Consider the following 25,794-nt stretch of genomic DNA (forward strand, 5'->3'; position numbering starts at 1 on the left):
GGCCATCAGCCCAGCTCAGCGGCGCGTTTCACCGCAGCGCGAATTCTTGGGTAAGTGCCGCAGCGGCAAATGTTGCCGGATAGGGCCTGATCGATGTCGCTGTCGGTCGGCTGCGGGATCTTCGCCAACAACGCTGCTGCCGACATGATCTGCCCGGACTGGCAATAACCGCACTGGACCACATCAAGCTCGGCCCAGGCTTGCTGCACCGGGTGCGAACCGTCGGTGGACAAGCCTTCAATGGTGAGGATTTTTTGCCCATGGGCCACCGCCGTGGCCGGGGTGATGCAGGAGCGCAGCGGTGCGCCGTCGATGTGCACGGTACAGGCACCGCACTGGGCCATGCCGCAGCCGAACTTGGTTCCGGTGAGGTGCGCGACATCGCGCAGGACCCACAGCAGCGGCATGTCCGCGGGGACATCCAGCTCCTGGTCCTGACCATTGATATTGAGGGTCAGCATTGCGAAATTCCTCAGACTCACGGTGTTCTGAAGGGGGCGTCGCTGTGACCATCAAGAGCCTACGCGCGCCTCGGGTTATCCCTACAGCTAAGCGCAATTTGACCGGCAGGCCGAGGCGTATCGACCACCGGTCATGCAGAATCAAGACCTGTAGGAGCCGGCTTGCTGGCGATAGCGTTGTATCAGAGGGCATCGATGCTGATGGTCCATCGCTATCGCCAGCAAGCCGGCTCCTACAAAATCTAGGCCCTCGGTTTGAACAATATCCCGGTATACCGCAACAGGAACAGCCCGAACGCCGCACACCAAAGCAACGCCGACAGTCCCAGCCCCCATCCGGAAAACGGCACCAGCAACACCCGCGACAGACCGGCCAGCAGCACCAAGGCAAACCCCACGACAATCGCTTTCGAAGGAAGCAACGGCCGACCGGTATGCCCAAGGCTGACCCGGGCAATCATCGCCAAAATCAGCCCGCCGATACCGCCCACCGCCAGCGCATGAGTGGCCAGACTTTGTTGCGGCATCAGGCCGGCGTGCCATAGCGCCATGGCAAATACCGCCACCACCAGCCACACATACGACAGATACAGCGACCACAGCAGCGGCGCGCCCCAGATACCGCGGTCATACCAGCGCCACAGGCGCAGTAAATGCAAAGTGCCCATCAGTAAAAACAATGCCGCCAGCCAAATCCTCGGAATGTCATTCAAACCCAGGGCAAAGGTAAGCGCCGTCAACAACCCGCTCACCAGCAGGATTTTGGTCGGTAACGGATTGGCCGCAGGCTGTGCCGGACGATTCAGGCCGCGCTGGATGAAGAACGGAATCACTCGCCCACCAATCACACTCACCAGCGCGCCGACCAGCCACAAGGCCGCCAATACACCGCGCCGTTGCAGGCCGACATCATCAGTTGCGATCCCCCACACCGTCATGGCCTGACAGCCGGCCAGCAACATGACCATCAGCAGAATCGGATAGTTTTCGCGCTTGCCAGCGGCCACCAGATCGCGCCCCAGCACCCAGGCCAGTAACGGCAAAAACGGTAGCTGTACCAGTAGTAACCAGGCAGGAGGAATCGGCAGTAGCCAGACCAGTCGCGCCAACAGCCAGACCAACACCAGCCCGATCAGCGGCCAACCGTTGAGCCCGGCCCTGCCAGTCCAGTTCGGCACTGCGGTCAGCAGAAACCCGCCGATGATCGCCGTGGCAAATCCGAACGGCATCTCGTGCCGGTGCCAGGCGAGCATACCGCCCACCGGTTGCGCATCGGGCAACCGGCCGTACAACCAAAGGGCCCAGATCGCCACCGCCAGTGCGGCGAACGCAGCACCCGCCAGAAAGAAGGGACGAAAGCCGAGACTGAAGACGGGAACGGCGGCCAGTTTACGCATCAGGCCAACGCCACGCGTTGAGGTTTGCTCAACCGATGCTGGGCCAGCAAACGCATGACATAGCCGATTTTCAGCAGGGTTGGCCCGGCGATGGTCATGGCATGCAGCGCCACCTGTGCCAGGATCGACAGATGGCCGGCGTAGAGGTAGGCGCCGTAGATCCCGGCCAGCAGCATCGCCAGGCCAACGCCGAGCACGCGGCTAGACAAGTGCAGAACATTCTGAGGATTGCTGAAGAAATGGAACATTTTCCGTACTCCTGTAGCAGTTCAGTTGTACGTTGGATGTATCAAGTGTCGTGCCAATTATTTAAGCCCATTGAATCAGCCGTTTAGTGCCATACGCGTCAATACGACTCTTTTACAGAAGAGTCGTATTGACTCGCAATCTAGTCATATCGACTGCACTCACTACAAATTCCTTGCGCACTTGGCGATCTACGGCGCGGCCAGCCGTCCGCAGGCTAGCTACGCTGATAGTCCAGCATGCAAAAACCTGCCAAGGAGACCCGCCATGCTCCACGTACAAAAACTCACGCCCTGCCTGTGGTTCGACGGGCAGGCCGAAGAGGCTGCCAAGTTTTATTGCGCGATCTTCGACCATTCAAAAATCACCGCCATCACGCACTATGGCGAGGCTGGTAAAGAATTCCATGGTCGCGAAGTCGGTTCGGTCATGACGGTCAGTTTCGAACTCGACGGGCAGACGTTTACCGGCCTTAACGGTGGTCCGAACTTCATTTTCAACGAAGCGATCTCGTTCCAGGTCAACTGTCACACCCAGGAAGAAGTCGACCACTTCTGGGGACGCCTGTCCGCAGGCGGACCGGTCGAAGCTCAACAGTGCGGCTGGCTCAAGGACAAATTTGGCGTGTCCTGGCAGATCGTGCCGATCGCCATGATGGAGATGATCAAGGACCCGGACACGGTAAAGTCCCAGCGCGCCATGCTGGCGATGATGCACATGAAAAAACTCGATATCGCTGAGTTGCAACGAGCCTTTAACGGCGAGAGCTAATACACTCGACGCTGATCTGCCAAGGACTGACCATGAAGCTCTCCAAGCCCAAGGACACCGACAAGGCTCCGCGCTTCTGGCGTGATGACGCCCTGCCCTTCATTGAAGCCCGCTCCATCGCCGACGGGCGCGAGGTCTGTTACACCCGGCATTCCCACGAGCACTTTTCCATTGGGGCGATTACCGCCGGGCGCAGTACTTATGTGCATGAGCAATCGCACTTCGAGGTCAGTACCGGCACCGTCGTGCTGATGAACCCCAGTGATGTCCACGCCTGCAATCCGATCGACGATCAGCCCTGGTCGTACCTGATGCTGTATGTCGACACCGCGTGGCTCACCGATTTGCAGCATCAACTCGGGTTCAGCAATGACCTGGCGTTTCGCCGGTTCGCGGTCACCCATGTCGCGGATCGCGAACTGTTCGACGGTTTGAAGGATTTGTATGAGGTGCTGGTCGATCAGCAGCAGGACGTGTTGCGCAAGCACAGCGCAGCGGTGGAGTTTTTTACCGAGGTGCAGCTACGGTTGAATCCGATCGATCAACCCCTGCGCGAGCCGAACTTCAAACTGGAACGTGCGGCCGATTTCATCCGCGATCACTGCACGCAAATGCTCAAGCTCGAAGACATCTGCGAGGCGGCGCAACTGTCGCCGTCCTACCTGATCCGCGCGTTCAAACAGCATTACGGCATGACGCCTCACGCCTTTTTGGTTAACCGGCGCATCCAGTTCGCCCAGGATCAACTGCGCAACGGCAAGCTGATCGCCGACGTGGCGCTGGAAGCGGGATTTGCCGATCAGGCGCATTTTCAACGCGCCTTCAAACAGCACCTGGCGGCGACACCAGGACAATATCGCGGCTGACTCCGGAACGGTCCCCCCTGTGGCGAGGGAGCTTGCTACCGCTCGGCGGCGCAGCCGTCGCAAACTTGCCTGCAAGGTTGCCTGAAAGAATGCCAAGGGCTGCTTCGCAACCCAGCGGGAGCAAGCTCCCTCGCCACAGGTTTTCCACGATATCAAGAGCCGCTGAGTGCCCGTGACTCGGCACACCCACTACCCGCCACAATACTAAGTCAGGCACCGGCCCCCCCTGTGGCGAGGGAGCTTGCTCCCGCTCGGCGGCGCAGCCGTCGCAAAACCTGCCTGCAAGGTTGCCTGAAAGAATGCCAAGGGCTGCTTCGCAGCACAGCGGGAGCAAGCTCCCTCGCCACAGGTTTTCCACGATATCAAGAGCCGCAAAGTGCCCGTGACTCGGCAGACCCACTACCCGCCACAACGCTAAGTCAGACACCGCACCCAGTGGCGAGGGAGCTTGCTCCCGCTCGGCCGCGCAGCCGTCGCAAAACCTGCATGCAAGGTTGCCTGAAAGAATGCCAAGGGCTGCTTCGCAGCCCAGCGGGAGCAAGCTCCCTCGCCACAGGTTTTCCACGACATCAAGAGCCGCTGAGTGCCCGTGACTCGGCACACCCACTACCCGCCACAACGCTAAGTCAGATACCGCACCCAGTGGCGAGGGAGCTTGCTCCCGCTCGGCGGCGCAGCCGTCGCAAAACCTGCCTGCAAGGTTGCCTGAAAGAATGCCAAGGGCCGCTTCGCAGCCCAGCGGGAGCAAGCTCCCTCGCCACAGGTTTTCCACGATATAAAGAACCGTTGGGTGTCAGTGGCTCGGCAACACCAGATACACCGCACTCACCGCCAGCAACAACGCCATGACCCGGTTGAACCAGCGCATGCCTGCCGGGTTGTTCAGGTAGCCGCGCAAGAATGTCCCGGCATAGGCCCAGCAGCCCACCGACAAATAACAGATCACCAGGTACACCGCCGCAAATTGCCAGACCAGCCGCGCTTCGCCATCGGCGACAAACGCGCCCATCCCGGCCACGCAAGCCAGCCAGGCTTTCGGGTTGAGCCACTGCATCACCGCGCCATACAGCATCGAAGGGGCCCGGCCTGACTCCTTCGACTCAAGCTGCCCGTTATCCGCCGCCAATTTGAAGGCCATGTACAGCAAAAACGCCACGCCCGCCCACTGCACCACTTGGGTCATGGCCGGCCAAAGCTGCAACAGTTCGTGCAGTCCCAGCCCCATCAACACCAGTAACAACACAAACCCCAGGGTCGCACCGGCCACGTGCCGTTGGCTGGCGCGAAAACCGAAACGCGCCCCGGAACTCAACGCCACAATGTTCACCGGCCCCGGCGTTATCGAAGCGGCCAACGCAAACGCCGCCATGGACATCATCAGACTCATCGCACACCTACTTCCTGTCAGTTGAACCAGGCCCCAAGGTAAATGGCCCGCAGGAACGCGTATTGAAGAAAACTGCCCTTCTCTCTGATACCCCGGTGCTAAGAGTAATAGCCCACCACCCTCTTCACTTTCACCAGGGCTTCGCGCAGTGAGTCCATGTCCACCGACCCCAGCGCCAAGCGAATCGCGTGCGGCACATGGGTCGAGATCGCGAAAGGTTCGGCGGGCGAAACTGACACCTGCTCGCGCATCAACGCCATGGCGATCTGGTCGGCCCGCGCCTCTTCGCCCAATGGCAGCCAGATGAAATATGAATTTGGATGGCTGACGTACTTGAGCCCGGCCAACACCTCACGCGCCAAGGCTTGCCGCGCCTGTGCGTCCGCACGCTTCTGCGCCTCGAGTTTGATCACTGTGCCGTCCTCGAGCCAGGCAACCGCCAGGGCCGTCATCACGCCGGGGGTGTTCCAGGTGGTCGCCATGATCGTGCGCTCGAATGCCGCCACCCATTTTGCCGGCGCCGCAACAAATCCCACGCGTAACCCGGTGGCGACGCTCTTGGACAGACCTGAAACGTACACTGTTCTTTCAGGGGCCATCTCAGCCAAGGGCGACGGTGCATCTTCAGCGAGAAAGGCGTAGGCGCCGTCCTCAATGATCGTCAGGTCATGCTGGCGCGCTATTGCCACCAATTGTTCGCGTTGATCGGCCGCCATCACCCAGCCCAGCGGGTTATGCAGAGTCGGCATCGAATACACTGCGCGCACCGAACGACTCCGGCAGAGTTTTTCCAGGGCCGGCAAATCAGGTCCCTTGTCGGTGAGCGGAATGGGCAGGACCTCAAGGTGCAGCGTTTCGGCCAGGGTCTTGAAACCGGGGTACGTCAACGCATCGGCGGCGATCACATCCCCAGGTTTGAGCAGCGTCATCAAGGTCACCGCCAGCCCATGCTGGGCGCCGCTGACGATCAACACCTGCTCGGCCGGCACGCTCAACCCGCGCTCACTCAGGTGACGCGCGACCGCAGCCCGCTCATGCAGGCGTCCCGCGTGTGGCTGATAACGCAGGTGCGACTCCAGGTCTCCAGACAACGCGAGCTGGCGCAGGGCATTGCGCAACAGATCAGCCTGCCCTGGCAACGACGGATAGTTGAAATTGAGGTCAATCATCCCCGCCGCCACCACGGACTGCGCGATGCCTTGCCCGGGCGGCAGAGAGGTTTCCCTGACGAACGTCCCGCGCCCGGTTTCGCCGCTGACCAGCCCCATGCTTTCAAGCTCGGCGTAAACCCGGCTGGCCGTGACCAGCGCCAATCCATGTTCAGCGGCGAGTTGCCGATGAGTCGGCAGACGCGTACCGGGCGGCAAATCCCCGGAGCGAATATCAGCGGCAAACGCATCAACCAGCGATTTGTAGCGGGAACGGGGCATGTCGAGATGTATCCATGACAATTTTTTGATTGTACCGATAGTCAGCCATACGATGGCTTTAGTGCAATCAAACAATGAGCGTGAGCCAAATGGAACGGACTTCGAACGTACAAAACACGACGCTGGAAAGCAGCGCCAGCGGCTGGATCAACGGACTGATCGGTGTGGTGATCTTCAGCGGTTCGCTGCCTGCGACACGAGTGGCGGTGCTGGAATTTGACCCGGTATTCCTGACGGTCGCCCGCGCTACCATCGCGGCGATTCTGGCCCTGTGCCTGCTGTGGCTGTTCAAGGAAAAACGCCCTGCGCGCCATCAGCTCGTGCCTTTAACCATCGTCGCACTGGGCGTGGTAGTCGGTTTTCCGCTGCTGACCGCGTTGGCGCTGCAATACGTAACGTCTGCGCATTCAATCGTGTTTGTCGGCCTGCTGCCCCTCGCCACCGCGGTGTTCGGCGTGTTGCGCGGTGGTGAGCGCCCACGGCCGGTGTTCTGGATCTTCTCGGTGCTGGGCAGTTTGCTGGTGGTCGGATTTGCCGTTGCCCAGGGTCTTACCGCTTCACCGCAGGGCGATATCCTGATGCTGCTGGCGATCCTGGCCTGCGGCCTCGGTTATGCCGAAGGCGCGAAGTTGTCCCGCACGCTCGGCGGCTGGCAAGTGATTTCCTGGGCGCTGGTGCTGGCATTGCCGGTCATGGCTGCGCTGACGCTTTGGCGCATGCCTGCGAGCTTCGCCAACATCAGCACGCCGGCCTGGTTCAGTCTGGCTTACGTGTCGCTGTTCAGCATGTTGATCGGGTTTGTGTTCTGGTATCGCGGCCTGGCCCAGGGCGGGATTGCTGCGGTCGGACAATTGCAATTGCTGCAGCCGTTTTTTGGACTGGCGCTGGCGGCAACCTTGCTCCACGAGCACGTCAGCCTTGGCATGCTCGGGGTGACCGTCGCGGTGATTCTCTGTGTGGCCGGAGCGAAGAAGTTCTCCCGCTAGCCACTGATACGCAGCTTTAGGTCCATGACTGTACGGGGCAAACCACCCGCCAGCCGTGATAAAAATACGGTACTTGCTACTGGAGCCGATCATGGACCTCGCCACCCTCTCCCTTTTTCTCCCGGCCTGCTTCGCCCTGAACATGGCGCCCGGCCCGAATAACTTGCTGTCGGTGAGCAATTCGACCCGCTATGGCTATCGCACCGCGTGCCTGGCCGGGGCTGGCCGTTTGCTCGCCTTCGCCGGAATGATTGCCCTCGCTTCGGCAGGCCTGGCGGTGGTGTTGCAGACCTCGGAGTTGTTGTTCTACGGGATCAAGATCCTCGGTGCGGCGTATCTGTTTTACCTCGCCTGGCAATTGTGGCGCGCGGACCCCGGCGCAGAGAGCGTGGTGAACAGTGCGTCCGTGGGCATGCTGGCGCTGGCTCGGCAAGAATTTCTGGTAGCGGCCGGCAACCCCAAAGCCATTTTGATCTTCACCGCGTTCCTGCCGCAGTTCGTCGATCCGACCCGCGCGATCACGCCACAATTTGCGGTGTTGGGCGCGTTGTTCCTGATGCTCGAATGGATCGCCATCGCGGCTTACGCCTACATGGGTTTGCACATGCGTCGCTGGTTCGCCAAGCCATCAGGCAAACGGATATTCAATCGTTGCTGCGCAGGATTGCTGTCGGCGGCGGCTTCGGTGTTGCTGATGGCACGTCGAACCTGAGAAAACAATGTAGGAGCTGCCGAAGGCTGCGATCTTTTGATTTTGCTTTTTGTAAGATCAAGGTCAAAAGATCGCAGCCTTCGGCAGCTCCTACAGGGGATCGCGGAGAACTGGAATTCGCTGTCGATTTTTCGGTGGAGGCGGCCGATGTCGCGTTCTATGCTGGGCCCATGAATTTATTCAGCACGCTCCTGCCCACCCGCGCCGAGATGGTCCGCGCCATGCTCGAACGAGACACCGCCTACGAGGGGGTGTTTTTTACCGCGGTCAAGACCACCGGTATTTTCTGCCGCCCCGGTTGCACCGCACGCAGCCCGAAACCGGAAAATGTCGAGTTCTTCGCCCATGCCGATGAATGCCTGGCGGCGGGTTACCGCGCTTGCCTGCGTTGCAAACCCATGGACGCCGCCGCCATTGCGCCGGGCTGGGTACAGAAGCTGCTGAAGTCGGTAGATGCGGATCCCGAGCAACGCTGGACCGACGCCCAGTTACTGGCCGAAGGCATCGAACCGCTGAAACTGCGGCGCTGGTTCAAGCAGCATTTCGGCATGACCTTTCACGCCTGGCTGCGTACTCGGCGCCTTGGCATGGCGTTGGGCGGGATCAAACAGGGCAATTCCATCGACCACGTGGCTTTCGACTCCGGCTATGAATCCCTGAGCGGTTTTCGCGATGCCTTTCAGAAATCTTTCCACATCACACCCGGCCGCGCCGCCAACAGTGAGCCGTTGCTGTTTACGCGCCTGACCACACCGCTGGGACCGATGATCGCCATGGCCGAGCGTCGTGGGCTGGTGTTGCTGGAGTTTCTCGACCAACCCAGCCTGACCCGTGAAGTGGAAGCACTGCAGAACCGTTTCGGTTACGCGGTGGCGCCGGGGCACAACGGGCATTTGCAGCAAATCGAAGTACAACTGAGCGAGTACTTCGCAGGCGAACGAACCGAATTCAGCGTTGCCCTGCATATGCCGGGTAGCGAGTTCTCCCGCCAGGTGTGGGCCGAACTGGCAAAAATCCCCTATGGGCAGACCACCACTTACGGCGCGATTGCCGCCCTTCTGGGCAAACCCGGCGCCAGTCGCGCAGTGGGGTTGGCCAACGGTCACAACCGCCTCTCGATTGTGCTGCCCTGCCATCGCGTGATTGGCGCTGACGGCTCGCTGACCGGCTACGCTGGAGGCCAACCGCGCAAGGCGTTTCTGCTCAGGCTGGAGAACGCGGCGGTGCAGATCACTCAACAACTCGCATTCTGATCCCCCATTTCAAAAGGAAGAACGCTTGATGGCCAGGCTCGACGATCAACTGCACACACTGCACCAGGACGGTCTGCTGATCCTCACCAATGTCGCTGACGCCGCCGGGGCGCGACTGGTGGAACAACTGGGCAACAAGGCTGTGGCTACCAGCAGCGCAGCGGTGGCCTGGGTCCATGGTTATCCGGACGGCAACACCCTGCCCCTTGAGCGTCTGGTGTCGACGGTCGAATCCATTGCACGGGTTATCTCGGTGCCGTTGACCGTGGACATCGAGGCTGGCTATTCCGATGACCTGGCACGGGTTGCCGAAGTGGTGGACGCGGTCATTGTCGCCGGTGCGGTCGGGATCAATATCGAGGACGGCGCCGCGTCGCCTGAATTGCTGGTGTGCAAAATTGAAACCGCGCGCAAGGTTGCCGCTCGCCGCAACGTGAATTTGTTTATCAACGCACGCACCGATGTCTACCTCAGAAACCTGGTCCCCGCCGAAGATCGCGTGGCCGAAACCCTCAGGCGTGCTGCGCTGTATCAGGCGGCGGGCGCCAACGGCTTGTTTGCGGCGGGCGTGACATCGGAATACGAAATCGCAGCACTGTGCCGGGGCACCACGCTGCCAGTCAATGTCCTCGGTTTTCCCGGCCTGCCGTCGCCAGAAGAGCTGAAACCACTTGGTGTGCGCCGTTTGAGTGCCGGTTCGGGCCTCGCCGAGTTCATGTATGGCGCCATGGCCACTTTGGCGAAAAACTTTTTGCAGACCGGCAAGCTCGACAGCCAGGATCTCAAGGCTTTCACTTATGGCGAAGTCAACGCGCTGCTGAAGCCGCCCGGAAAAGCCTGAACCCATGCCGGACGATTACCTGCACGCCACTGAGTTTTTAGCGTCCCTTGATGAGGACTGGCGCCGACACATCGCTGCCATCGGCCCCTGCCTGCATCAACCCCACGCCGCCCGTGATCCCTATGAGTCACTGGTGCGGGCGATTGCCTACCAGCAACTGCACGCCAAGGCCGGGGATGCGATTGTCGGCCGGTTGCTGGCGTTGTACCCGTCGGTGTCGTTTCCACGGCCTGAGCAGATTGTGGTCACCGACTTTGATCGATTGCGCAGTTGCGGCTTTTCCGCCAGCAAGATCGCAACCATTCAGGGCATCGCCCAGGCAGCATTGGATGGCGTGGTTCCGGATTACGCCACGGCGCTGGCCATGGACGATGAGGCGCTGATCGAACGCCTGATCACCTTGCGCGGTGTAGGCCGCTGGACTGTGGAGATGCTATTGATCTACAGCCTGGAGCGACCGGACATTTTGCCGGCCGATGACTTTGGGGTGCGTGAAGGCTATCGCCGGCTTAAGGGGCTGGAGGTGCAACCAACGCGCAAGCAGATGATTGAAATTGGCTTGGCGTGGAGTCCGTTTCGGACGGTGGCTTCCTGGTATTTGTGGCGAGTGCCCAGCCGATAGACCGCGTTATCGTTCATCGCGAGCAGGCTCGCTCCCACAGGGGCTCTCTGAACACCAAAGACCCAATGTGGGAACGAGCCTGCTCGCGAAGCCTTCAGTCCATTCACCGCTCACCCAACTGTTCATCACCCTCGCTAATGGTCAATGACGCCACCTGGTTTGAGGCGCATGGTAAATCCTCAATCGGAGGGACTCGCGATGCTCAACACACTCAAACACATCAACTCAACTTCAGCATTCAACCGTTGGGCCGGCTTCGACGTCACCCGCGCCGAAAGGGGTGAAGCGGAACTCATCATGGCTTTTCGCGAAACCGACATGGCGCAGTATGCGGGTTTCCTGCATGCCGGGCTTATTGGTGCATTGCTCGATACGGCCTGTGGCTTTGCTGCGGGAACGGTGGCCGGTAACGTGTTGGCATCGCACTTTTCAGTCAACTGCCTGGCGCCGGCGGTCGGTGAAGTTTTCATTGCTCGGGGGCGCGTGGTGAAGGCAGGCAAAAAGCAGGTATTTGCCCATGCCGAGTTGTTCGCGCAAACCGGAGATCAACTGAAACTGGTGGCGACCGGCGAAGCGATTTTGGTGCCTGTCGAGGAGCGCTGACGGTCTAGTCTATCCTGGGCTCGTTCAAGTTAGCCGGAGATCCCCATGCACCTCGAAGGTTCCTGCCATTGCGGCGCGGTGTCGTTCAGCCTGACCAGCGCCCATCCTTACCCTTATCAACGCTGTTATTGCTCGATTTGCCGCAAGACCCAGGGTGGTGGCGGTTATGCGATCAACATTGCCGGTGATGCCAACAGCCTGAAAGTACGCGGGCGCAAGAATATTGCGATTTACCATGCGCTGCTCAAAGGCGAAGGCGAGAAACGCGCGCACCGCAGCAGTGCCGAGCGACATTTCTGTTCGGTTTGCGGTTCTGGTTTGTGGTTGTTCAGCCCCGAATGGCCGGAGCTGATCCACCCGTTTGCTTCCGCCATCGACACCCCGCTGCCGGTGCCACCGGAACATACGCATTTGCTGCTGGATTCCAAGGCCCCCTGGGTGGAAGCCGAAGTGAGGCCTGGCGATAAACAGTTCGACGCTTATCCCGAAGAGTCCATTGCCGAATGGCATGAACGTCTGGGATTGAGCCGTTAAAGCAAAGATCGCATTTCAATGTAGGAGCTGCCGCAAGCTGCGATCTTTTGATCTTTACGCCGCTACGGGCACACCGCTGTGGAATCGAAACTCCACATCCGGCGACTCGATCAACTCTTGCTCGGCGGCACGAACCTTGTCGATTACCTGAGCAATGTCCTTGGCGTCACCATATTGGTAGGCCAATTTCAGGTAACCCTGGAAATGCCGTGCTTCGCTCTTCAGCAAGCCGAAGTAGAACTTGCCCAGTTCTTCGTCCAAATGCGGCACCAACGCTTCGAATCGCTCGCAACTGCGGGCCTCGATGAACGCGCCAACCACCAGCGTATCCACCAGTTTGACCGGCTCGTGGCTGCGGACCACTTTGCGCAGCCCCGAGGCGTAGCGCCCGGCGGACAGCTGACGCAACTCAATCTTGCGTCTTTTCATCAGGCGCATGACTTGTTCGTGGTGCACCAACTCTTCCCGGGCCAGGCGCGACATCATGTTGATCAGATCAACGTGGGAGTGATATTTGGCAATCAGGCTAAGCGCCGTGCTGGCCGCCTTGAACTCGCAATTCTTGTGGTCGATCAGCAAGGTGTCCTGATCGGCCAGAGCGGCTTGAACCCAGCCATCGGGGGTGCGGCAGCCGAGGAACTCGTGAATTTCGGGAAGGATCATGGGGCTCACGGATAAATGGGTATAAAACGAAGGGCGCCGATTATACCGGCCTGCCCAAAGACCACCAGTCACGACCGTTGATATGCATCAAGTTACCGAACGCCCGGCAGCAACTATAGTTGTGCAACGCCATGCTTTTAAATTTCAGGAGATCCCGATCATGCAAGCCATACGCAGCATTCTGGTGGTCATCGACCCCGAACACTCGGAAAGCCTGGCGCTCAAACGCGCGAAATTGATTGCCGGTGTCACCCAGGCGCATTTGCACCTGCTGGTATGCGATCGCAAGCATGATCACAGCGCCATGCTTACCGTGCTCAAGGCTGCATTGCTGGAAGACGGTTATAGCGTTACCACCGAGCAGGCGTGGAACGAAAGCCTGCACGAAACCATCGTCGACGTGCAGCAGGCGGAAGGCTGCGGACTGGTGGTCAAACAGCATTTCCCCGACAGCGCGTTGAAAAAAGCCTTGCTGACCCCGGCGGACTGGAAACTGCTGCGCCACTGCCCTACCCCGGTGCTGCTGGTGAAAACCGCCGGTTCGTGGAAGGACAAAGTGATTCTGGCGGCCATCGACGTCGGCAATATGGAAAGCGAACACCGCCACTTGCACAACACCATCATCGATTACGGCTATGACATCGCCAGGCTGGCCAAGGCGCATTTGCATGTGATCAGTGCGCATCCATCGCCCATGCTGTCGGCGTCCGACCCCACGTTGCAGCTCAGCGAAACCATCGAGGCGCGCTATCGCGGGCAGTGCAAGGCGTTCCAGGCGGAATTCGACATTGACGACGAGCATCTGCACATCGCAGAAGGCCCAGCGGATGTGTTGATTCCGTTTATGGTGCACAAACTGCAGGCGGCGGTGACGGTGATTGGCACTGTGGCGCGCAGCGGGTTGTCAGGGACGTTGATTGGCAATACCGCGGAAGTGCTGCTCGATACGGTGGAGAGCGATGTGCTGGTGCTCAAGCCGCAGGAGATTGAGGATCATCTGGAGGAGTTGGCGGTCAAGCATTGATCGAAGATCAAAGGATCGCAGCCTGCGGCAACTCCTACATGGGATTTGCATTCACCCTGTAGGAGCTGCCGCAGGCTGCGATCTTTTCAGGCGCCGAAGGCGTCTTTGAGGAATCCGGGCGCAATGTAGCGCTGGTAATGCGCCTCGGAGAGCAGGAAAAATTCCCGATCAATGGCATCGCGCAATTCCGGCAGGTTCCAGTCGCGAAACTCCGGCAGCAGCACCATCCCGTAGGCTTCCAGATTATTGATGACCCGCGCCCCCCGCGCGATCAACTGGTACGCCCAGCAATACTCCGACTGATGCGGCACGAAGCGGATCTTGCGTTGTTCCAGCTGCATTCTCAGCAGCGCCGGATCGAAAATTTCCACCTTGGCAGCCATCACCTGGGACAGCAATTGTTCAAGACGCAGCCACACGGCGCGCTTTTCTTCCTCGTTGTAGCCGTTCCAGTGAATCACTTCATGGTGGAAACGCTTGCAGCCACGGCACACCAGATCACCGTAAACAGTGGAGCAAAGGCCGACGCAGGGGGTCTTGATGGTCTGATTGGGCATAGGTAGGCAAAACGCGAAAAAGCAAAACAGGCCCGCATGTTAGCCCTTTGGCCCACATTGATCACCCCTCAAAGTTCAGGGTTTGCGGCCCTAAGGGGCTGCAGTGACGATTCACCACCAAAGTCCAATAGTTCCCGACTTACCTTTAATTTTTTTTTGCCGTAGAATCAGCCTGCCTTTTTAGGCGCCAATGTCCGTTAGAAGCTGTTTTCAAAGCGTCACGAGCACAGTCGTTCCTTCAGAGCGGTGTTGGCGAGGGGTTTTTCCAGCGGGGAAAAACCCAACGCCAACCCTCATCAGCTCCCGTTCTGCAGGCGTAAAACTTTGAAAGCAGCTTCTGTAAGGAATTGTCGGTAATTCTGGCTAAGTGGCTCACAACGCCATGCAGCGCATGAGTACGGCAATTTCGGGATGAGCGTCCCGGACACCCATTTGGGACCACTGATGAGGGTAATAACTGTGCTTGAAGCCTACCGCAAACATATCGAAGAGCGTGCAGCACTGGGTATCGTTCCCCAGCCGCTTAACGCCGAACAAACTGCAGGCCTGGTCGAGCTGCTGAAAAATCCCCCGGCTGGCGAAGAAGCTTTCCTCGTTGACCTGATCACCAATCGCGTTCCACCTGGAGTGGACGAAGCAGCCTATGTCAAGGCTGGTTTCCTCTCCGCTATCGCCAAAGGCGAAGCCAAATCCCCTCTGATCGACAAGAAGCGCGCTGTTGAACTGCTCGGCACCATGCAGGGCGGCTACAACATCGTGACTCTGGTTAACCTGCTGGACGACGCCGAACTGGCTCCAGTAGCAGCCGAAGAACTCAAGCACACGCTGCTGATGTTCGACGCTTTCCACGACGTGGCTGAAAAAGCCAAGAACGGCAACGTTCACGCCCAAGGCGTTCTGCAATCCTGGGCTGACGGCGAGTGGTTCAAGAACCGCCCTACCCTGGCCGACAAGATCAGCCTGCGCGTGTTCAAGGTCACCGGCGAAACCAACACCGACGACCTGTCCCCTGCTCCTGATGCGTGGTCCCGCCCGGACATCCCGCTGCACGCCCTGGCCATGCTGAAAATGGCTCGCGACGGCATCGTACCTGACGCACAAGGCGTCACCGGTCCGATGAAGCAGATCGAAGAAATGCGCAATTCGGGCTTCCCGATCGCCTACGTCGGTGACGTGGTGGGTACCGGTTCTTCGCGTAAATCGGCGACCAACTCCGTACTGTGGTTCTTCGGCGACGACGTTCCTTACGTGCCGAACAAGCGTGCCGGCGGTTTCTGCTTCGGCAGCAAAATCGCTCCGATCTTCTACAACACCATGGAAGATGCTGGCGCACTGCCAATCGAGTTCGACGTTTCCAACATGCACATGGGCGACGTGATCGACCTGTACCCGCATGCTGGCAAAGTCTGCAAACACGGCACCGACGAAGTCCTGACCACCTTCGAAATGAAGACCCCGGTCCTGTTGGACGAAGTGCGTGCTGGCGGCCGTATTCCGCTGATCATCGGCCGTGGCCTGACCGAGAAGGCTCGCACCGAGCTGGGTCTGCCACCTTCGGACCTGTTCAAGAAGCCTGAAGCACCGGCTGAAAGCACCAAGGGTTTCACCCTGGCGCAGAAAATGGTCGGCAAGGCTTGCGGCGTGACCGGCGTTCGTCCGGGCACCTACTGCGAACCGAAGATGACCACCGTGGGTTCCCAGGACACCACCGGTCCAATGACCCGTGACGAACTGAAAGACCTGGCATGCCTGGGCTTCTCGACCGACCTGGTGATGCAGTCCTTCTGCCACACCGCGGCTTACCCTAAGCCGATCGACGTGACCACCCACCACACCCTGCCTGACTTCATCATGACCCGCGGCGGCGTTTCCCTGCGTCCGGGCGACGGCATCATCCACTCGTGGCTGAACCGCATGCTGCTGCCAGACACCGTCGGTACTGGTGGTGACTCCCACACCCGTTTCCCGATCGGCATCTCGTTCCCGGCCGGTTCCGGCCTGGTGGCGTTCGCCGCAGCTACTGGCGTCATGCCGCTGGACATGCCTGAGTCGGTCCTGGTTCGCTTCAAGGGCGAACTGCAACCAGGCGTCACCCTGCGTGACCTGGTTCACGCCATTCCTTACTACGCGATCCAGGCTGGCCTGCTGACCGTAGAGAAGAAAGGCAAGAAAAACGCCTTCTCCGGTCGCATCCTGGAGATCGAAGGTCTGCCTAAGCTGACCGTCGAGCAAGCGTTCGAACTGTCCGATGCTTCGGCTGAACGTTCGGCTGCCGGTTGCACCATCCAGCTGTCGAAAGAGTCGATCGCTGAGTACCTGCAATCGAACATCACCCTGCTGCGCTGGATGATCGGCGAAGGCTACGGCGATGCCCGTACCCTGGAGCGTCGTGCCCAAGCGATGGAAGCCTGGCTGGCCAACCCTGAGCTGATGGAAGCGGACAAGGACGCCGAGTACGCCGAAATCATCGAGATCGACTTGGCCGACATCAAGGAGCCTGTACTCTGCGCTCCGAACGACCCGGACGACGCTCGTCTGCTCTCCAGCGTTGCTGGCGAGAAGATCGACGAAGTGTTCATCGGTTCGTGCATGACCAACATCGGCCACTTCCGCGCTGCCGGCAAGTTGCTGGAACAGGTCAAGGGTCAGCTGCCAACCCGTCTGTGGCTGTCGCCGCCGACCAAGATGGACGCTCACCAACTGACCGAAGAAGGCTACTACGGCATCTACGGCAAGGCTGGCGCGCGCATGGAAATGCCGGGTTGCTCGCTGTGCATGGGTAACCAGGCACGTGTAGAGCCGAATTCGACTGTTGTGTCGACTTCGACCCGTAACTTCCCGAACCGTCTGGGTGACGGCGCTAACGTCTACCTGGCTTCGGCCGAGCTGGCGTCGGTTGCTTCCATCCTGGGTCGCCTGCCGACCGTCGAGGAGTACATGGAATACGCTGGCAAGATCGACAGCATGGCGGCTGATGTTTACCGCTACCTGTCCTTCGACCAGATCGCCGAGTTCCGTGAAGCTGCTGCGAACGCCAACATCCCGGTCGTTCAAGCCTAACGTTACAACGCAATAAAAAACGCCGCCCATCGTGAGATGAGCGGCGTTTTTTTTTGCCTTGAGCTTTAGCACTGAAGGCTTTTTGTGGCGAGGGAGCTTGCTCCCGCTCCGCGGCGAAGCCGTCGTAAACCCGGTGTATGCGGTTAATCTGAAATCCTAGTGTTTGGATGAGGGCTGCTTCGCAGCCCAGCGGTAGCAAGCTCCCTCGCCACAGAGTTGACGCAGATATTGTGGGTTACGCACTCAGCGAATAGATCAACGCCGAAATCGCCACCAACCCTACTGCCACCACAAACACATTCGACGCCTGGCCGCGATAACGCGCCATCGCCGGCACTTTGCGGATCGCATACATCGGCATCAAGAACAGGATCGCCGCGATGACCGGGCCACCGAGGGTTTCGATCATGCCGAGGATGCTCGGGTTCAGCGTGGCGACAATCCAGCACACCACCAGCATGAACGCCGCGACAATACGATCCAGGGTCTTGGCCGCCGGACGCTTGCCGCTTTTCACGATCAGACCTTTCAGACCTTCACTGGCGCCGATGTAGTGCCCCAGGAACGACTTGGAAATGGCCACGAATGCAATCAACGGCGCCGCGAAGGCGATGGTCGGGTTGCTGAAGTGGTTCGCCAGGTAGGACAGGATCGACAGGTTCTGCGCCTTGGCTTCGGCCAATTGCGCCGGGGACAAGGTCAGCACGCAACTGAAGACAAAGAACAGCACCATCACCACCATCAAGGCGTGGGCGCGGGACAGGATCTGCGAGCTGCGCTGTTCAGCGTGATCGCCGTAACGACGTTTCTGATCAACTGCGAACGCCGAAATGATTGGCGAGTGGTTGAAGGAGAACACCATCACCGGAATCGCCAGCCACAGCGTATGCAGCAACGCCGATGGTTCAGGCAGTGTGGTTGCCGTGGTCAGGATGCCGCCGTTCCAGTGCGGGATCAGGAACACCGCCAGAAACAGCAACGCTACGATGAACGGGTACACCATCAGGCTCATGGCCTTGACGATCATTTGTTCGCCACAGCGCACCACGGCCAGCAGGCCAAGGATCAGCACCAACGACAGCACAGCGCGCGGTGGCGGCATGATGTGCAATTGATGCTCGAGGAAACTGCCCACGGTGTTGGTCAGCGCCACGCTGTAGATCAACAGGATCGGGAATATCGCGAAGAAGTACAACAAAGTGATCAACGCGCCAGCCTTGAGGCCGAAATGCTCTTCCACCACTTCGGTGATGTCCGCGCCATCACGGCCGGACAACACGAAGCGAGTCAGGCCGCGGTGTGCGTAGAACGTCATCGGAAACGCCAGCAACGCCAGGATCAGCAACGGCCAGAAACCGCCGAGGCCCGCGTTGATTGGCAAAAACAGCGTTCCCGCACCAATCGCCGTGCCAAAAAGGCCCAGCATCCAGGTGGTGTCTTGGCGATTCCAGCTCGATAGGGTCGCTGGTGTCGCTGCTACATAGCGTTCGTCGACGCTATTGGCCTGATCATTCATCCGGTGGGATCTCCACATTCCGGTCACTTGCCACCCGGCCAGAACGCGTCGGAGTACCCGACAGGCAGCGCCCTGGCCGAAACAGGGGCGCGATTCTGGAGGATTAGTGAACAGAAGCAAAGACTTAGGTGAGGAACGGTGGTACCAGGTTTAGTTAACGCGGGTATGTGCCGAGAGGATTTGGCACCGCTTATAACCGCTTTCGGTCTCTGGCGCGCCAAGAGGAAAAAATGCTTACCTTCTGTTTGAACTGATTTTGGCAGCTCAATCCAGCGCGTTTTGCGCCAAATCAATCGGCACTATAATGCCGACTAAGTATTAAAATCTTTGGTTAATCGGAACCATATTGCCGAAAGCGGGTGAGTAAGCCACTATAGTCGGCATCATAGTTCCGATTTGATTCCACGCCATGACAGAACATCTCACGATACAGACTTACGTTGAAGGCCATTGGCGCGACGCCGTGATGCTTTCTGTGGCAAGCGTTGAGCAAGTCAAGGCAGCGCGATGCAGCGTCTCTTACGACCAGCGTTACCTGATCGAATTCATCGACAAATTAGAGACCCCGTTCGAACCCGCCATCAGCGTGAACCTTGCGTTGAACTGGGACCAAGTCGATAGCAAAGGGTTTCCGCCCTTCGTCTACGACATCATCCCGGCTGGAGCCGCCCGTAAGTCATTGCAGAAACGATTCGGTGGAGAAAAGCCCGACGGGATGGACATGGACTTTTTCCTGCTGGGCCGCTGCACGCCCTCGCCTATCGGGCACTTGCGCGTGAAGGAGTCCGTGGAGCATATCGATCAGACTCGCAGAGAGGCCTTTGCACGCCAAGAGATTGTAGATAGAACAAACGATTTCCTCGAATACGCCTATGAATCCGGCGCAGCTTTAGGCGGCGCTACGGGCGCTCAGGGAGAAGCGCCGAAGCTCATTATGGTTGAGGGGGTGGATGGCGCGCTGTATGCCGATGCCATGCTTTCTGACGCGCTTGCACGCCGTCATTGGCTGGTGAAGTTTGCTCGCAACCAGGCCACTGAACGCGACAAGAATATCCTTCGGGCGGAGTATCACTACTACAAGGCGATCTCTGAACTCGGTTTGAACACAATATCCACGGATGAGCTTGTACTTGAGGAAGCCGATAAGCCAAGCCTGTGGATGCCACGCTTTGATCGAAGAATCACCAACGGTGTGGTGGAAAGAATTGCGGTTGAGTCAATCTATTCGGTATGTGGGAACACTGAACCTGGTTCGAGGATGAATCATGAGGATGTCCTCGCGCGCCTGATCCACCTGTGGCGCACGAATGGGCAGGAAGCAGAGCTTGAGGAACTGGTCTCGGAGTACCTTCGGCGCGACCTGCTTAACCGTATCCTCGGAAATTCGGACAATCATGGGCGCAACACGGCCATTTTCAGACTTCAGGACCGATTCGAGCTGGCGCCGATCTATGATCTTGCGCCGATGGTGCTCGACCCGGAAGGCATTACTCGAGTCACCAAGTGGAAGCCCGAGCACATGGGAAGTCCAGACTGGAGAGCGATCTGCGAGTTTTTCCAGGAATTTGTGAGCCCTGATCTACTCTTCGAGCGCCTGCGAGGTGACGCTGAATCGTTTAGAGCGTTGCCGGATCTGTTGGTCAATCTTCCCGAGGAAGTGAGACATGCTCAATCTATTCCGCTGAATAATCTGGATAAACGGCTGGCTGAATGGGGCCTTCGATGAACGACACCACGAACGAACGCAAGCAGCTCATTGACGACATCATGCTGCAGCACCAGATGGGAAGCGAAACCCTGGGAACTGCTGTTCGCCGTCTAAGGCTTGAGGTGACCGGTCTAGACCAGGACACCTTTGCAGCCATGTGCAATATGTCGACCAAGGCCCTGTACCAGATCGAAAAGGACAAGGGTAATCCAACCATCAGCACGATCGATGCCATCCTGCGAAAATTCGGGCTGCGCCTGGGGCTGACTATTGCGGCTAAAGCCACTTACACACCGCCTGTTGATCAGAACAAGCCGGCCTCTAAAATGCCCGTTCGCGGGGCGAACCCTCAACGCAAGTACGCCGGTCAGCTCAGTAGAGTGGCTTCTCTGCGGACCACTGCCAAGACCAAGGCCGATGTCGAGGACTCGTCTGACTGAGTGGTTGTCTTGTCTGCATTTCGTCATTCTCCGGTTGTTAAAGGTCTACCGTCATGTATTTTGAACAGACCTGTCATCCTACCGGAGTCATTCCATGCCACTGGTTCGCGTTGAAATCAAAAAGCAGCAGGATCCCACCTACGCCAAACGCATCGGCCAATTGATCTACGCCTCCATGCGCAGCGCTATTGGCGTGCCGGAGGATGACAACTTCCAGATTCTTGCCGAGCACGATGAGCAACATTTCATCTTCGATCCGGGATATCTCGGCATCCAGCGCAGTGAAAACCTGGTGGTGATTCAAATCACCCTGAGCGAAGGCCGCACCGTCGATCAGAAAAAACTCCTCTACAAAACCATCGCCGAGAGCCTCAACCAAGAACTGGCGGTACGCCTGGAGGACGTTTTCATTAATCTGGTGGAAGTGAAAAAAGAAAACTGGTCCTTCGGCAATGGCATTGCCCAGTACGCCCTCTGACTTTCAACCTGTGCAACTGTGAGCCGCCCATGCCCCGAGTTTCCCGCAAGCAAGCCGACCTCAACCGCGAAATCATCGTCGACGCTGCGACGCGACTTTTTCGCGAGCGCGGGTTGCATGGCATCAGTGTGGTCGATGTGATGGCCGCTGCTGGCCTGACCCACGGTGGTTTCTACGGGCACTTCGCATCCAAGGAAGCACTGGCGGTGGAAGCCAGCGGCCGGGCATTCGAAGAGGCCGCGGGACGCTGGAAGGAACGCATCGCCGCAGCCGACAGTAAAGCCGACGCGCGTCGGGCCGTGATCGAGCCGTATCTGTCCGCTGGCAGCCGCGATAACCCGGGCGATAGCTGCCCGGTGGTAGCCTTTGCCGGGGACATGTGCCGCGAGGCCTCCGAGAGTGGCTTGCATGAGCCGTTCATGGCGGGTTTGCATGGGCTGCTCGATACACTGGGCAAACTGACGGACGAAGATGACGCCACCAGCAACCGGCAGCAAGTGTTGGTGCAGTTCTCGTTGATGGTCGGAGCACTGACGCTGGCCCGGGCGACTCGGGACGATGCCCTATCGGATGAAGTTCTCGCAGCGGCGCGGAGTTTTCTTACGCAAGAAAAGCCTCCTTCCTCATCCCCGCTCTAATATTCTTTGCTGAGCATAAAAGATCGCAGGCTGCGCCAGCTCCTACACTGAGAGCGCAGTGTCGAAGACGGCATTGCCAAATCATCGCGCAGCCAGCAATCTCAACCAACGTTCGAGTCCGACATTCCGATGCTTACAGGAGCCAAGCATGCCTGCAACCGTTCTAGTCCTGGTTGAAACCATTAATGATTACCTGCCCATCCTCGAACATCAGGGCTTCCACCTGATTCTGGCGCCTACGCCTGCCGAGCGCGCCGAAGCCATTACACGTTATAGCGGCCAGATCGACGCCGTCCTGACCCGCGGCCCGCTCGGTCTTTACGCCGATGAAATCGCCGCCCTGCCCAAGCTCAAGATCATCTGCGTGATTGGCGCAGGCTATGAACACGTCGACCTGCAAGCCGCCGCCGACCGCGGCATCACCGTCACCAATGGCGCCGGCGTCAACGCCTCCTCGGTGGCTGACCACGCCATGGCAATGTTGCTTTCCATGGTCCGCGACATTCCCCGTTGTGACGCCGCCGTGCGCCGGGGCGAATGGCCAAAAATCATGCGCCCTTCCCTCGCCGGCAAACGCCTGGGCATCCTCGGCCTCGGTGCCGTTGGCATGGCCATCGCCAAGCGCGCTGCCAACGGTTTTGACATGACGGTGAGTTACCACAACCGCCAACATCGCAACGACGTGCCTTACAGTTTCTGCTCCACCCCCACCGAACTCGCGCGCGCCTCGGATTTCCTGGTCATCGCCACTCCAGGCGGCCTCACCACCAAACACCTGATCAATCGCCAGGTACTCGAAGCGCTGGGACCGAAAGGCTTCGTCGTCAACATCGCCCGGGCCAGCGTGATTGTCACCGCCGACCTTGTCAGCGCCCTCGAGCAACGGCGGATCGCCGGCGCTGCACTGGATGTGTTCGATGCTGAACCTCAGGTGCCGGATTCGTTAAAAGCCCTGACCAACGTCATTCTGACCCCACATGTAGCCGGCCTGTCTCCAGAAGCCACGCAAGGCACAGTGGAGTTGGTGGGCCGCAACCTGGTGGCGTTCTTTACCGGCCAACCGGTGCTCACTCCCGTCGAATTGCCGAGCAGCGCGAGCCAAGCGGTCCTGTAGGACAATTCAAACGCGTGTATCAAAAACAATGATTGTCCGGCAACACGCTCACCTATAAGGGCCGTTCGTGGTTGTGGGGGTTGGGTGAGCGCATTAGATTAGCCAATAGTTTCAGGCCTCCAGAATAAGCAGAAGGGATAAGCATGGCGCTTACTGACCAGTCCACCCGCATCCGCACCGGCGAAGAACTCGATGCCAGCCTGATCGATCCATACCTAAAGGCGCACATTCCAGGCCTCAGTGGCTTACCGCAGATCAGCCAGTTTCCGGGCGGCGCGTCGAACCTCACCTATTTGCTGGAATACCCCGAACAGGAGTTTGTCCTGCGTCGGCCGCCGTTCGGTCACAAGGCCAAATCCGCCCATGACATGGGTCGCGAGTTCCGCATCCTCAATCAGTTGCGCGACGGTTTTCCGTACTGCCCCAAGGCCTATGTGCACTGCACCGATGAATCGGTGATCGGCGCCGAGTTCTACGTGATGGAACGGGTCAACGGCATCATCCTGCGCTCCGAGTTACCGCCAGAGCTGGGGCTGGACTCCGCGAAGACCGAAGCTCTGTGCAAGAGCTTCATCGACAAATTCGTCGAGCTGCACCGGGTCGACTACAACGCCTACGGCCTGGGTGATCTCGGTAGGCCCGAAGGCTACGTGGCGCGGCAGATCAAAGGCTGGAGCGACCGCTACGAAAAAGCCCTGACCCCCGACGCACCGCAGTGGGAAGTGGTGAAAGCCTGGCTCAACGACAAGATGCCAGCCGATCACCCGACCTCCAGCATCGTCCACAACGACTACCGCTTTGACAACGTGATCCTCGACCCGAACAACCCGATGCAAATCATCGGTGTGCTCGATTGGGAGCTGACCACCCTCGGCGATCCACTAATGGACTTGGGCAACACCCTCGCCTACTGGATCGAAGCCGGCGACCCGGCACCGGTGCAACTGATGCGCCGCCAGCCCAGCCATGCACCGGGCATGCTGACCCGCCGCGAATTCGTTGATTACTACGCCGAGCGTTCTGGCATCCAGATCGACAATTTCGATTTCTACTACACCTATGGCCTGTTCCGCCTGGCCGGCATCGTGCAGCAGATCTACTACCGCTTCTACCATGGTCAGACCCAGGACAAGCGTTTCGCGCAGTTCATTCACATGAACAAACTGCTGGAGCAAATGAGCCTGCAGGTCATCCAGAAATCCAGCCTTTGATTACGCCCCTGGCCCAATAACAAGACTTTTCATAAGGGAACCCCATGTCCAAGACTCAGTTGTTCGACCTCGACGGCAAGATCGCTTTCGTTTCCGGCGCCAGCCGCGGCATCGGTGAAGCCATCGCCAAGCTGCTGGCTCAACAAGGCGCTCACGTGATTGTTTCGAGCCGCAAGCTCGATGGCTGCCAGCACGTTGCCGACGCGATCATCGCCGCTGGCGGCAAAGCCACTGCCATCGCTTGCCACATCGGCGAAATGGAACAGATCAGCCAGGTCTTCGCTGGCATCAAGGAACAGTTCGGACGCCTGGACATCCTGGTTAACAACGCCGCGACCAACCCGCAGTTCTGCAACGTACTGGACACTGACCTGGGCGCCTTCCAGAAGACCGTCGACGTGAACATCCGCGGTTACTTCTTCATGTCGGTCGAAGCCGGCAAGCTGATGCGTGAAAACGGTGGTGGCAGCATCATCAACGTTGCCTCGATCAACGGCGTATCGCCGGGCGTGTTCCAGGGCATCTACTCGGTGACCAAGGCCGCCGTGATCAACATGACCAAAGTGTTTGCCAAGGAATGTGCGCAGTTCGGGATTCGCTGCAATGCCCTGCTTCCGGGTTTGACAGACACCAAGTTTGCTTCGGCGCTGGTGAAGAACGAGGCAATCCTCAATACCGCACTGGCGCAGATTCCACTCAAGCGTGTAGCGGACCCGAGTGAAATGGCCGGCGCAGTGCTTTATCTGGCGAGCGATGCATCGAGCTACACCACCGGCGTTTCTCTGAACGTGGATGGCGGCTTCCTGTCCTGATCTGATCCCATCGGCTTACGCTCCACTGTAGGGGCTGCCGCAGGTTGCGATCTTTTGATTTTCGATGCCATTGGCAGCGCTGAAGATCGAAAGATCGCAACCTGCGGCAGCTCCTACAGGGACATAAGGTCGTCCGGGATTACTGGGTGACGCATCGGGTCGTGGTCGTGACCCGAGTCACCTCCCCTTCGGCCCTCACGTCGCCCATGACATCGGTTTTATCCATTGTCTGGCAGGTGCGTTCCTGTGGCGGTGGCGCTGGAGGCGGTGGGGGTGGACTGGCGCAGCCAGCGAGAATCACAGCGCAGAATACGAGCGAAGTGGGTGCAAAAACGCGTTTCCCAAGACTTTTCATAGGTTGACCCGCGATAAATGATGTACACCTTTTTGTGACAACAAAACACCGCCGGAAAGTTCACGGGGCGGTCGCAAAAAAATCACTTTTGTACAGATTTATCGCGTAT

Annotated in this window: 26 protein-coding genes; 18 read left to right on the forward strand and 8 right to left on the reverse strand. The window is 58.9% G+C overall.

Going from position 1 to position 25,794, the window contains the following annotated elements:
- Positions 1-5: 5 nt before the first annotated feature.
- The 3 genes from KGB21_RS10305 to KGB21_RS10315 all read right to left on the reverse strand — a co-directional run bounded on the left by KGB21_RS10305 (position 6) and on the right by KGB21_RS10315 (position 2,106).
- Positions 6-461 carry a (2Fe-2S)-binding protein gene (locus tag KGB21_RS10305; RefSeq protein WP_034148825.1) on the reverse strand — a complete coding sequence of 152 codons (456 nt, stop codon included), beginning with the start codon at positions 459-461 and terminating at the stop codon, positions 6-8.
- A 242-nt stretch (positions 462-703) separates the two neighbouring features.
- Positions 704-1,858, reverse strand: coding sequence for an NnrS family protein (locus tag KGB21_RS10310; protein ID WP_223505047.1), 1,155 nt, complete (start codon positions 1,856-1,858; stop codon positions 704-706).
- A complete protein-coding gene (locus tag KGB21_RS10315) occupies positions 1,858-2,106 on the reverse strand; it encodes a transmembrane sensor/regulator PpyR (protein WP_223505048.1) in 249 nt (82 codons plus the stop codon). Before KGB21_RS10315 ends, KGB21_RS10310 begins: the two co-directional genes overlap by 1 nt.
- A 265-nt stretch (positions 2,107-2,371) precedes the next feature.
- Here KGB21_RS10315 and KGB21_RS10320 point away from each other — a divergent pair, with 265 nt between their 5' ends.
- Together KGB21_RS10320 and KGB21_RS10325 are read left to right on the forward strand one after the other, a co-directional pair.
- Entirely contained in the window at positions 2,372-2,875 is a 504-nt protein-coding gene (locus KGB21_RS10320; protein WP_223505049.1) for a VOC family protein, read from the forward strand.
- A gap of 32 nt (positions 2,876-2,907) precedes the next feature.
- Positions 2,908-3,741 carry an AraC family transcriptional regulator gene (locus KGB21_RS10325; RefSeq protein ID WP_223505050.1) on the forward strand — a complete coding sequence of 278 codons (834 nt, stop codon included), beginning with the start codon at positions 2,908-2,910 and terminating at the stop codon, positions 3,739-3,741.
- Positions 3,742-4,534: 793 nt separating this feature from the next.
- Here the strand turns inward: KGB21_RS10325 and KGB21_RS10330 are convergent.
- Both KGB21_RS10330 and KGB21_RS10335 read right to left on the reverse strand, forming a co-directional pair.
- Positions 4,535-5,128, reverse strand: coding sequence for a LysE family translocator (locus KGB21_RS10330; protein WP_223505051.1), 594 nt, complete (start codon positions 5,126-5,128; stop codon positions 4,535-4,537).
- A gap of 98 nt (positions 5,129-5,226) precedes the next feature.
- Entirely contained in the window at positions 5,227-6,558 is a 1,332-nt protein-coding gene (locus tag KGB21_RS10335) for a PLP-dependent aminotransferase family protein (protein ID WP_223505052.1), read from the reverse strand.
- A gap of 89 nt (positions 6,559-6,647) precedes the next feature.
- Here KGB21_RS10335 and KGB21_RS10340 point away from each other — a divergent pair, with 89 nt between their 5' ends.
- The 7 genes from KGB21_RS10340 to KGB21_RS10370 all read left to right on the forward strand — a co-directional run bounded on the left by KGB21_RS10340 (position 6,648) and on the right by KGB21_RS10370 (position 12,109).
- Positions 6,648-7,544, forward strand: coding sequence for a DMT family transporter (locus KGB21_RS10340; protein ID WP_223505053.1), 897 nt, complete (start codon positions 6,648-6,650; stop codon positions 7,542-7,544).
- A gap of 91 nt (positions 7,545-7,635) precedes the next feature.
- A complete protein-coding gene (locus tag KGB21_RS10345) occupies positions 7,636-8,256 on the forward strand; it encodes a LysE family translocator (RefSeq protein WP_223505054.1) in 621 nt (206 codons plus the stop codon).
- 170 nt (positions 8,257-8,426) lie between these two features.
- Positions 8,427-9,509, forward strand: a complete 1,083-nt coding sequence (locus KGB21_RS10350; protein ID WP_223505055.1) for a bifunctional transcriptional activator/DNA repair enzyme AdaA — start codon at positions 8,427-8,429, stop codon at positions 9,507-9,509.
- Between the two features lie 28 nt (positions 9,510-9,537).
- The gene (locus tag KGB21_RS10355; protein WP_223505056.1) at positions 9,538-10,350 is read left to right on the forward strand and encodes an isocitrate lyase/phosphoenolpyruvate mutase family protein; all 813 of its coding nucleotides are present in this window, start codon (positions 9,538-9,540) and stop codon (positions 10,348-10,350) included.
- A 4-nt stretch (positions 10,351-10,354) separates the two neighbouring features.
- A complete protein-coding gene (locus KGB21_RS10360) occupies positions 10,355-10,972 on the forward strand; it encodes a DNA-3-methyladenine glycosylase family protein (protein WP_223505057.1) in 618 nt (205 codons plus the stop codon).
- 144 nt (positions 10,973-11,116) lie between these two features.
- Complete coding sequence (locus KGB21_RS10365) at positions 11,117-11,575, forward strand: PaaI family thioesterase (RefSeq protein WP_223505058.1); 459 nt, start codon at positions 11,117-11,119, stop codon at positions 11,573-11,575.
- A gap of 45 nt (positions 11,576-11,620) precedes the next feature.
- Complete coding sequence (locus tag KGB21_RS10370) at positions 11,621-12,109, forward strand: GFA family protein (RefSeq protein WP_223505059.1); 489 nt, start codon at positions 11,621-11,623, stop codon at positions 12,107-12,109.
- A 54-nt stretch (positions 12,110-12,163) separates the two neighbouring features.
- Here the strand turns inward: KGB21_RS10370 and KGB21_RS10375 are convergent, their stop codons facing one another.
- Entirely contained in the window at positions 12,164-12,772 is a 609-nt protein-coding gene (locus KGB21_RS10375; protein ID WP_034148839.1) for a tRNA-(ms[2]io[6]A)-hydroxylase, read from the reverse strand.
- A 160-nt stretch (positions 12,773-12,932) separates the two neighbouring features.
- On the opposite strand from KGB21_RS10375, the gene KGB21_RS10380 reads away from it, so the two are divergent.
- Entirely contained in the window at positions 12,933-13,796 is an 864-nt protein-coding gene (locus KGB21_RS10380) for a universal stress protein (RefSeq protein WP_223505060.1), read from the forward strand.
- A gap of 86 nt (positions 13,797-13,882) precedes the next feature.
- Here KGB21_RS10380 and KGB21_RS10385 read toward each other — a convergent pair whose 3' ends face one another.
- A complete protein-coding gene (locus KGB21_RS10385; protein WP_034148841.1) occupies positions 13,883-14,353 on the reverse strand; it encodes a DUF1289 domain-containing protein in 471 nt (156 codons plus the stop codon).
- 459 nt (positions 14,354-14,812) lie between these two features.
- Here KGB21_RS10385 and acnB point away from each other — a divergent pair, with 459 nt between their 5' ends.
- Positions 14,813-17,413, forward strand: a complete 2,601-nt coding sequence (acnB, locus tag KGB21_RS10390; protein ID WP_034148842.1) for a bifunctional aconitate hydratase 2/2-methylisocitrate dehydratase — start codon at positions 14,813-14,815, stop codon at positions 17,411-17,413.
- A 235-nt stretch (positions 17,414-17,648) separates the two neighbouring features.
- On the opposite strand, the gene KGB21_RS10395 is transcribed toward acnB, so the two are convergent.
- Complete coding sequence (locus KGB21_RS10395) at positions 17,649-18,929, reverse strand: serine/threonine transporter (RefSeq protein WP_223505061.1); 1,281 nt, start codon at positions 18,927-18,929, stop codon at positions 17,649-17,651.
- 409 nt (positions 18,930-19,338) lie between these two features.
- Here KGB21_RS10395 and KGB21_RS10400 point away from each other — a divergent pair, with 409 nt between their 5' ends.
- The 7 genes from KGB21_RS10400 to KGB21_RS10430 all read left to right on the forward strand — a co-directional run bounded on the left by KGB21_RS10400 (position 19,339) and on the right by KGB21_RS10430 (position 25,330).
- Positions 19,339-20,655: a type II toxin-antitoxin system HipA family toxin gene (locus tag KGB21_RS10400; RefSeq protein ID WP_223505062.1), complete on the forward strand. Its 1,317-nt coding sequence runs from the start codon at positions 19,339-19,341 to the stop codon at positions 20,653-20,655.
- Positions 20,652-21,077: a helix-turn-helix domain-containing protein gene (locus KGB21_RS10405; protein ID WP_223505063.1), complete on the forward strand. Its 426-nt coding sequence runs from the start codon at positions 20,652-20,654 to the stop codon at positions 21,075-21,077. The genes KGB21_RS10400 and KGB21_RS10405 overlap by 4 nt, the downstream gene beginning before the upstream one ends.
- A 94-nt stretch (positions 21,078-21,171) precedes the next feature.
- Complete coding sequence (locus KGB21_RS10410; protein ID WP_034148846.1) at positions 21,172-21,555, forward strand: tautomerase family protein; 384 nt, start codon at positions 21,172-21,174, stop codon at positions 21,553-21,555.
- 29 nt (positions 21,556-21,584) lie between these two features.
- On the forward strand, positions 21,585-22,193 hold the full coding sequence (locus KGB21_RS10415) for a TetR/AcrR family transcriptional regulator (RefSeq protein ID WP_223505064.1): 609 nt from the start codon (positions 21,585-21,587) through the stop codon (positions 22,191-22,193).
- 148 nt (positions 22,194-22,341) lie between these two features.
- Positions 22,342-23,307, forward strand: coding sequence for a 2-hydroxyacid dehydrogenase (locus KGB21_RS10420; protein WP_223505065.1), 966 nt, complete (start codon positions 22,342-22,344; stop codon positions 23,305-23,307).
- A 143-nt stretch (positions 23,308-23,450) separates the two neighbouring features.
- Positions 23,451-24,518: a phosphotransferase family protein gene (locus tag KGB21_RS10425; RefSeq protein WP_223505066.1), complete on the forward strand. Its 1,068-nt coding sequence runs from the start codon at positions 23,451-23,453 to the stop codon at positions 24,516-24,518.
- A 44-nt stretch (positions 24,519-24,562) separates the two neighbouring features.
- A complete protein-coding gene (locus KGB21_RS10430) occupies positions 24,563-25,330 on the forward strand; it encodes an SDR family oxidoreductase (protein ID WP_034148850.1) in 768 nt (255 codons plus the stop codon).
- The last annotated feature ends 464 nt before the right edge of the window (positions 25,331-25,794 follow it).

It is taken from the genome of Pseudomonas sp. GL-RE-29 (assembly GCF_019947275.1).
GTDB classification, from domain to species: Bacteria; Pseudomonadota; Gammaproteobacteria; order Pseudomonadales; family Pseudomonadaceae; genus Aquipseudomonas; species Aquipseudomonas fluorescens_A.

Excerpts from the sequence above, each read along its gene's own strand:
- KGB21_RS10320 (WP_223505049.1), top strand. The coding sequence starts at position 2,372 with ATGCTCCACGTACAAAAACTCACGCCCTGCCTGTGGTTCGACGGGCAG.
- KGB21_RS10400 (WP_223505062.1), top strand. The coding sequence starts at position 19,339 with ATGACAGAACATCTCACGATACAGACTTACGTTGAAGGCCATTGGCGC.
- KGB21_RS10325 (WP_223505050.1), top strand. The coding sequence starts at position 2,908 with ATGAAGCTCTCCAAGCCCAAGGACACCGACAAGGCTCCGCGCTTCTGG.
- KGB21_RS10410 (WP_034148846.1), top strand. The coding sequence starts at position 21,172 with ATGCCACTGGTTCGCGTTGAAATCAAAAAGCAGCAGGATCCCACCTAC.
- KGB21_RS10395 (WP_223505061.1), bottom strand. The coding sequence starts at position 18,929 with ATGAATGATCAGGCCAATAGCGTCGACGAACGCTATGTAGCAGCGACA.
- KGB21_RS10365 (WP_223505058.1), top strand. The coding sequence starts at position 11,117 with ATGACGCCACCTGGTTTGAGGCGCATGGTAAATCCTCAATCGGAGGGA.
- KGB21_RS10340 (WP_223505053.1), top strand. The coding sequence starts at position 6,648 with ATGGAACGGACTTCGAACGTACAAAACACGACGCTGGAAAGCAGCGCC.
- KGB21_RS10405 (WP_223505063.1), top strand. The coding sequence starts at position 20,652 with ATGAACGACACCACGAACGAACGCAAGCAGCTCATTGACGACATCATG.
- KGB21_RS10335 (WP_223505052.1), bottom strand. The coding sequence starts at position 6,558 with ATGCCCCGTTCCCGCTACAAATCGCTGGTTGATGCGTTTGCCGCTGAT.
- KGB21_RS10310 (WP_223505047.1), bottom strand. The coding sequence starts at position 1,858 with ATGCGTAAACTGGCCGCCGTTCCCGTCTTCAGTCTCGGCTTTCGTCCC.
- KGB21_RS10355 (WP_223505056.1), top strand. The coding sequence starts at position 9,538 with ATGGCCAGGCTCGACGATCAACTGCACACACTGCACCAGGACGGTCTG.
- KGB21_RS10345 (WP_223505054.1), top strand. The coding sequence starts at position 7,636 with ATGGACCTCGCCACCCTCTCCCTTTTTCTCCCGGCCTGCTTCGCCCTG.
- KGB21_RS10305 (WP_034148825.1), bottom strand. The coding sequence starts at position 461 with ATGCTGACCCTCAATATCAATGGTCAGGACCAGGAGCTGGATGTCCCC.
- KGB21_RS10420 (WP_223505065.1), top strand. The coding sequence starts at position 22,342 with ATGCCTGCAACCGTTCTAGTCCTGGTTGAAACCATTAATGATTACCTG.
- KGB21_RS10375 (WP_034148839.1), bottom strand. The coding sequence starts at position 12,772 with ATGATCCTTCCCGAAATTCACGAGTTCCTCGGCTGCCGCACCCCCGAT.
- KGB21_RS10385 (WP_034148841.1), bottom strand. The coding sequence starts at position 14,353 with ATGCCCAATCAGACCATCAAGACCCCCTGCGTCGGCCTTTGCTCCACT.
- KGB21_RS10430 (WP_034148850.1), top strand. The coding sequence starts at position 24,563 with ATGTCCAAGACTCAGTTGTTCGACCTCGACGGCAAGATCGCTTTCGTT.
- KGB21_RS10380 (WP_223505060.1), top strand. The coding sequence starts at position 12,933 with ATGCAAGCCATACGCAGCATTCTGGTGGTCATCGACCCCGAACACTCG.
- KGB21_RS10315 (WP_223505048.1), bottom strand. The coding sequence starts at position 2,106 with ATGTTCCATTTCTTCAGCAATCCTCAGAATGTTCTGCACTTGTCTAGC.
- KGB21_RS10330 (WP_223505051.1), bottom strand. The coding sequence starts at position 5,128 with ATGAGTCTGATGATGTCCATGGCGGCGTTTGCGTTGGCCGCTTCGATA.
- KGB21_RS10360 (WP_223505057.1), top strand. The coding sequence starts at position 10,355 with ATGCCGGACGATTACCTGCACGCCACTGAGTTTTTAGCGTCCCTTGAT.
- KGB21_RS10350 (WP_223505055.1), top strand. The coding sequence starts at position 8,427 with ATGAATTTATTCAGCACGCTCCTGCCCACCCGCGCCGAGATGGTCCGC.
- KGB21_RS10425 (WP_223505066.1), top strand. The coding sequence starts at position 23,451 with ATGGCGCTTACTGACCAGTCCACCCGCATCCGCACCGGCGAAGAACTC.
- KGB21_RS10415 (WP_223505064.1), top strand. The coding sequence starts at position 21,585 with ATGCCCCGAGTTTCCCGCAAGCAAGCCGACCTCAACCGCGAAATCATC.
- KGB21_RS10370 (WP_223505059.1), top strand. The coding sequence starts at position 11,621 with ATGCACCTCGAAGGTTCCTGCCATTGCGGCGCGGTGTCGTTCAGCCTG.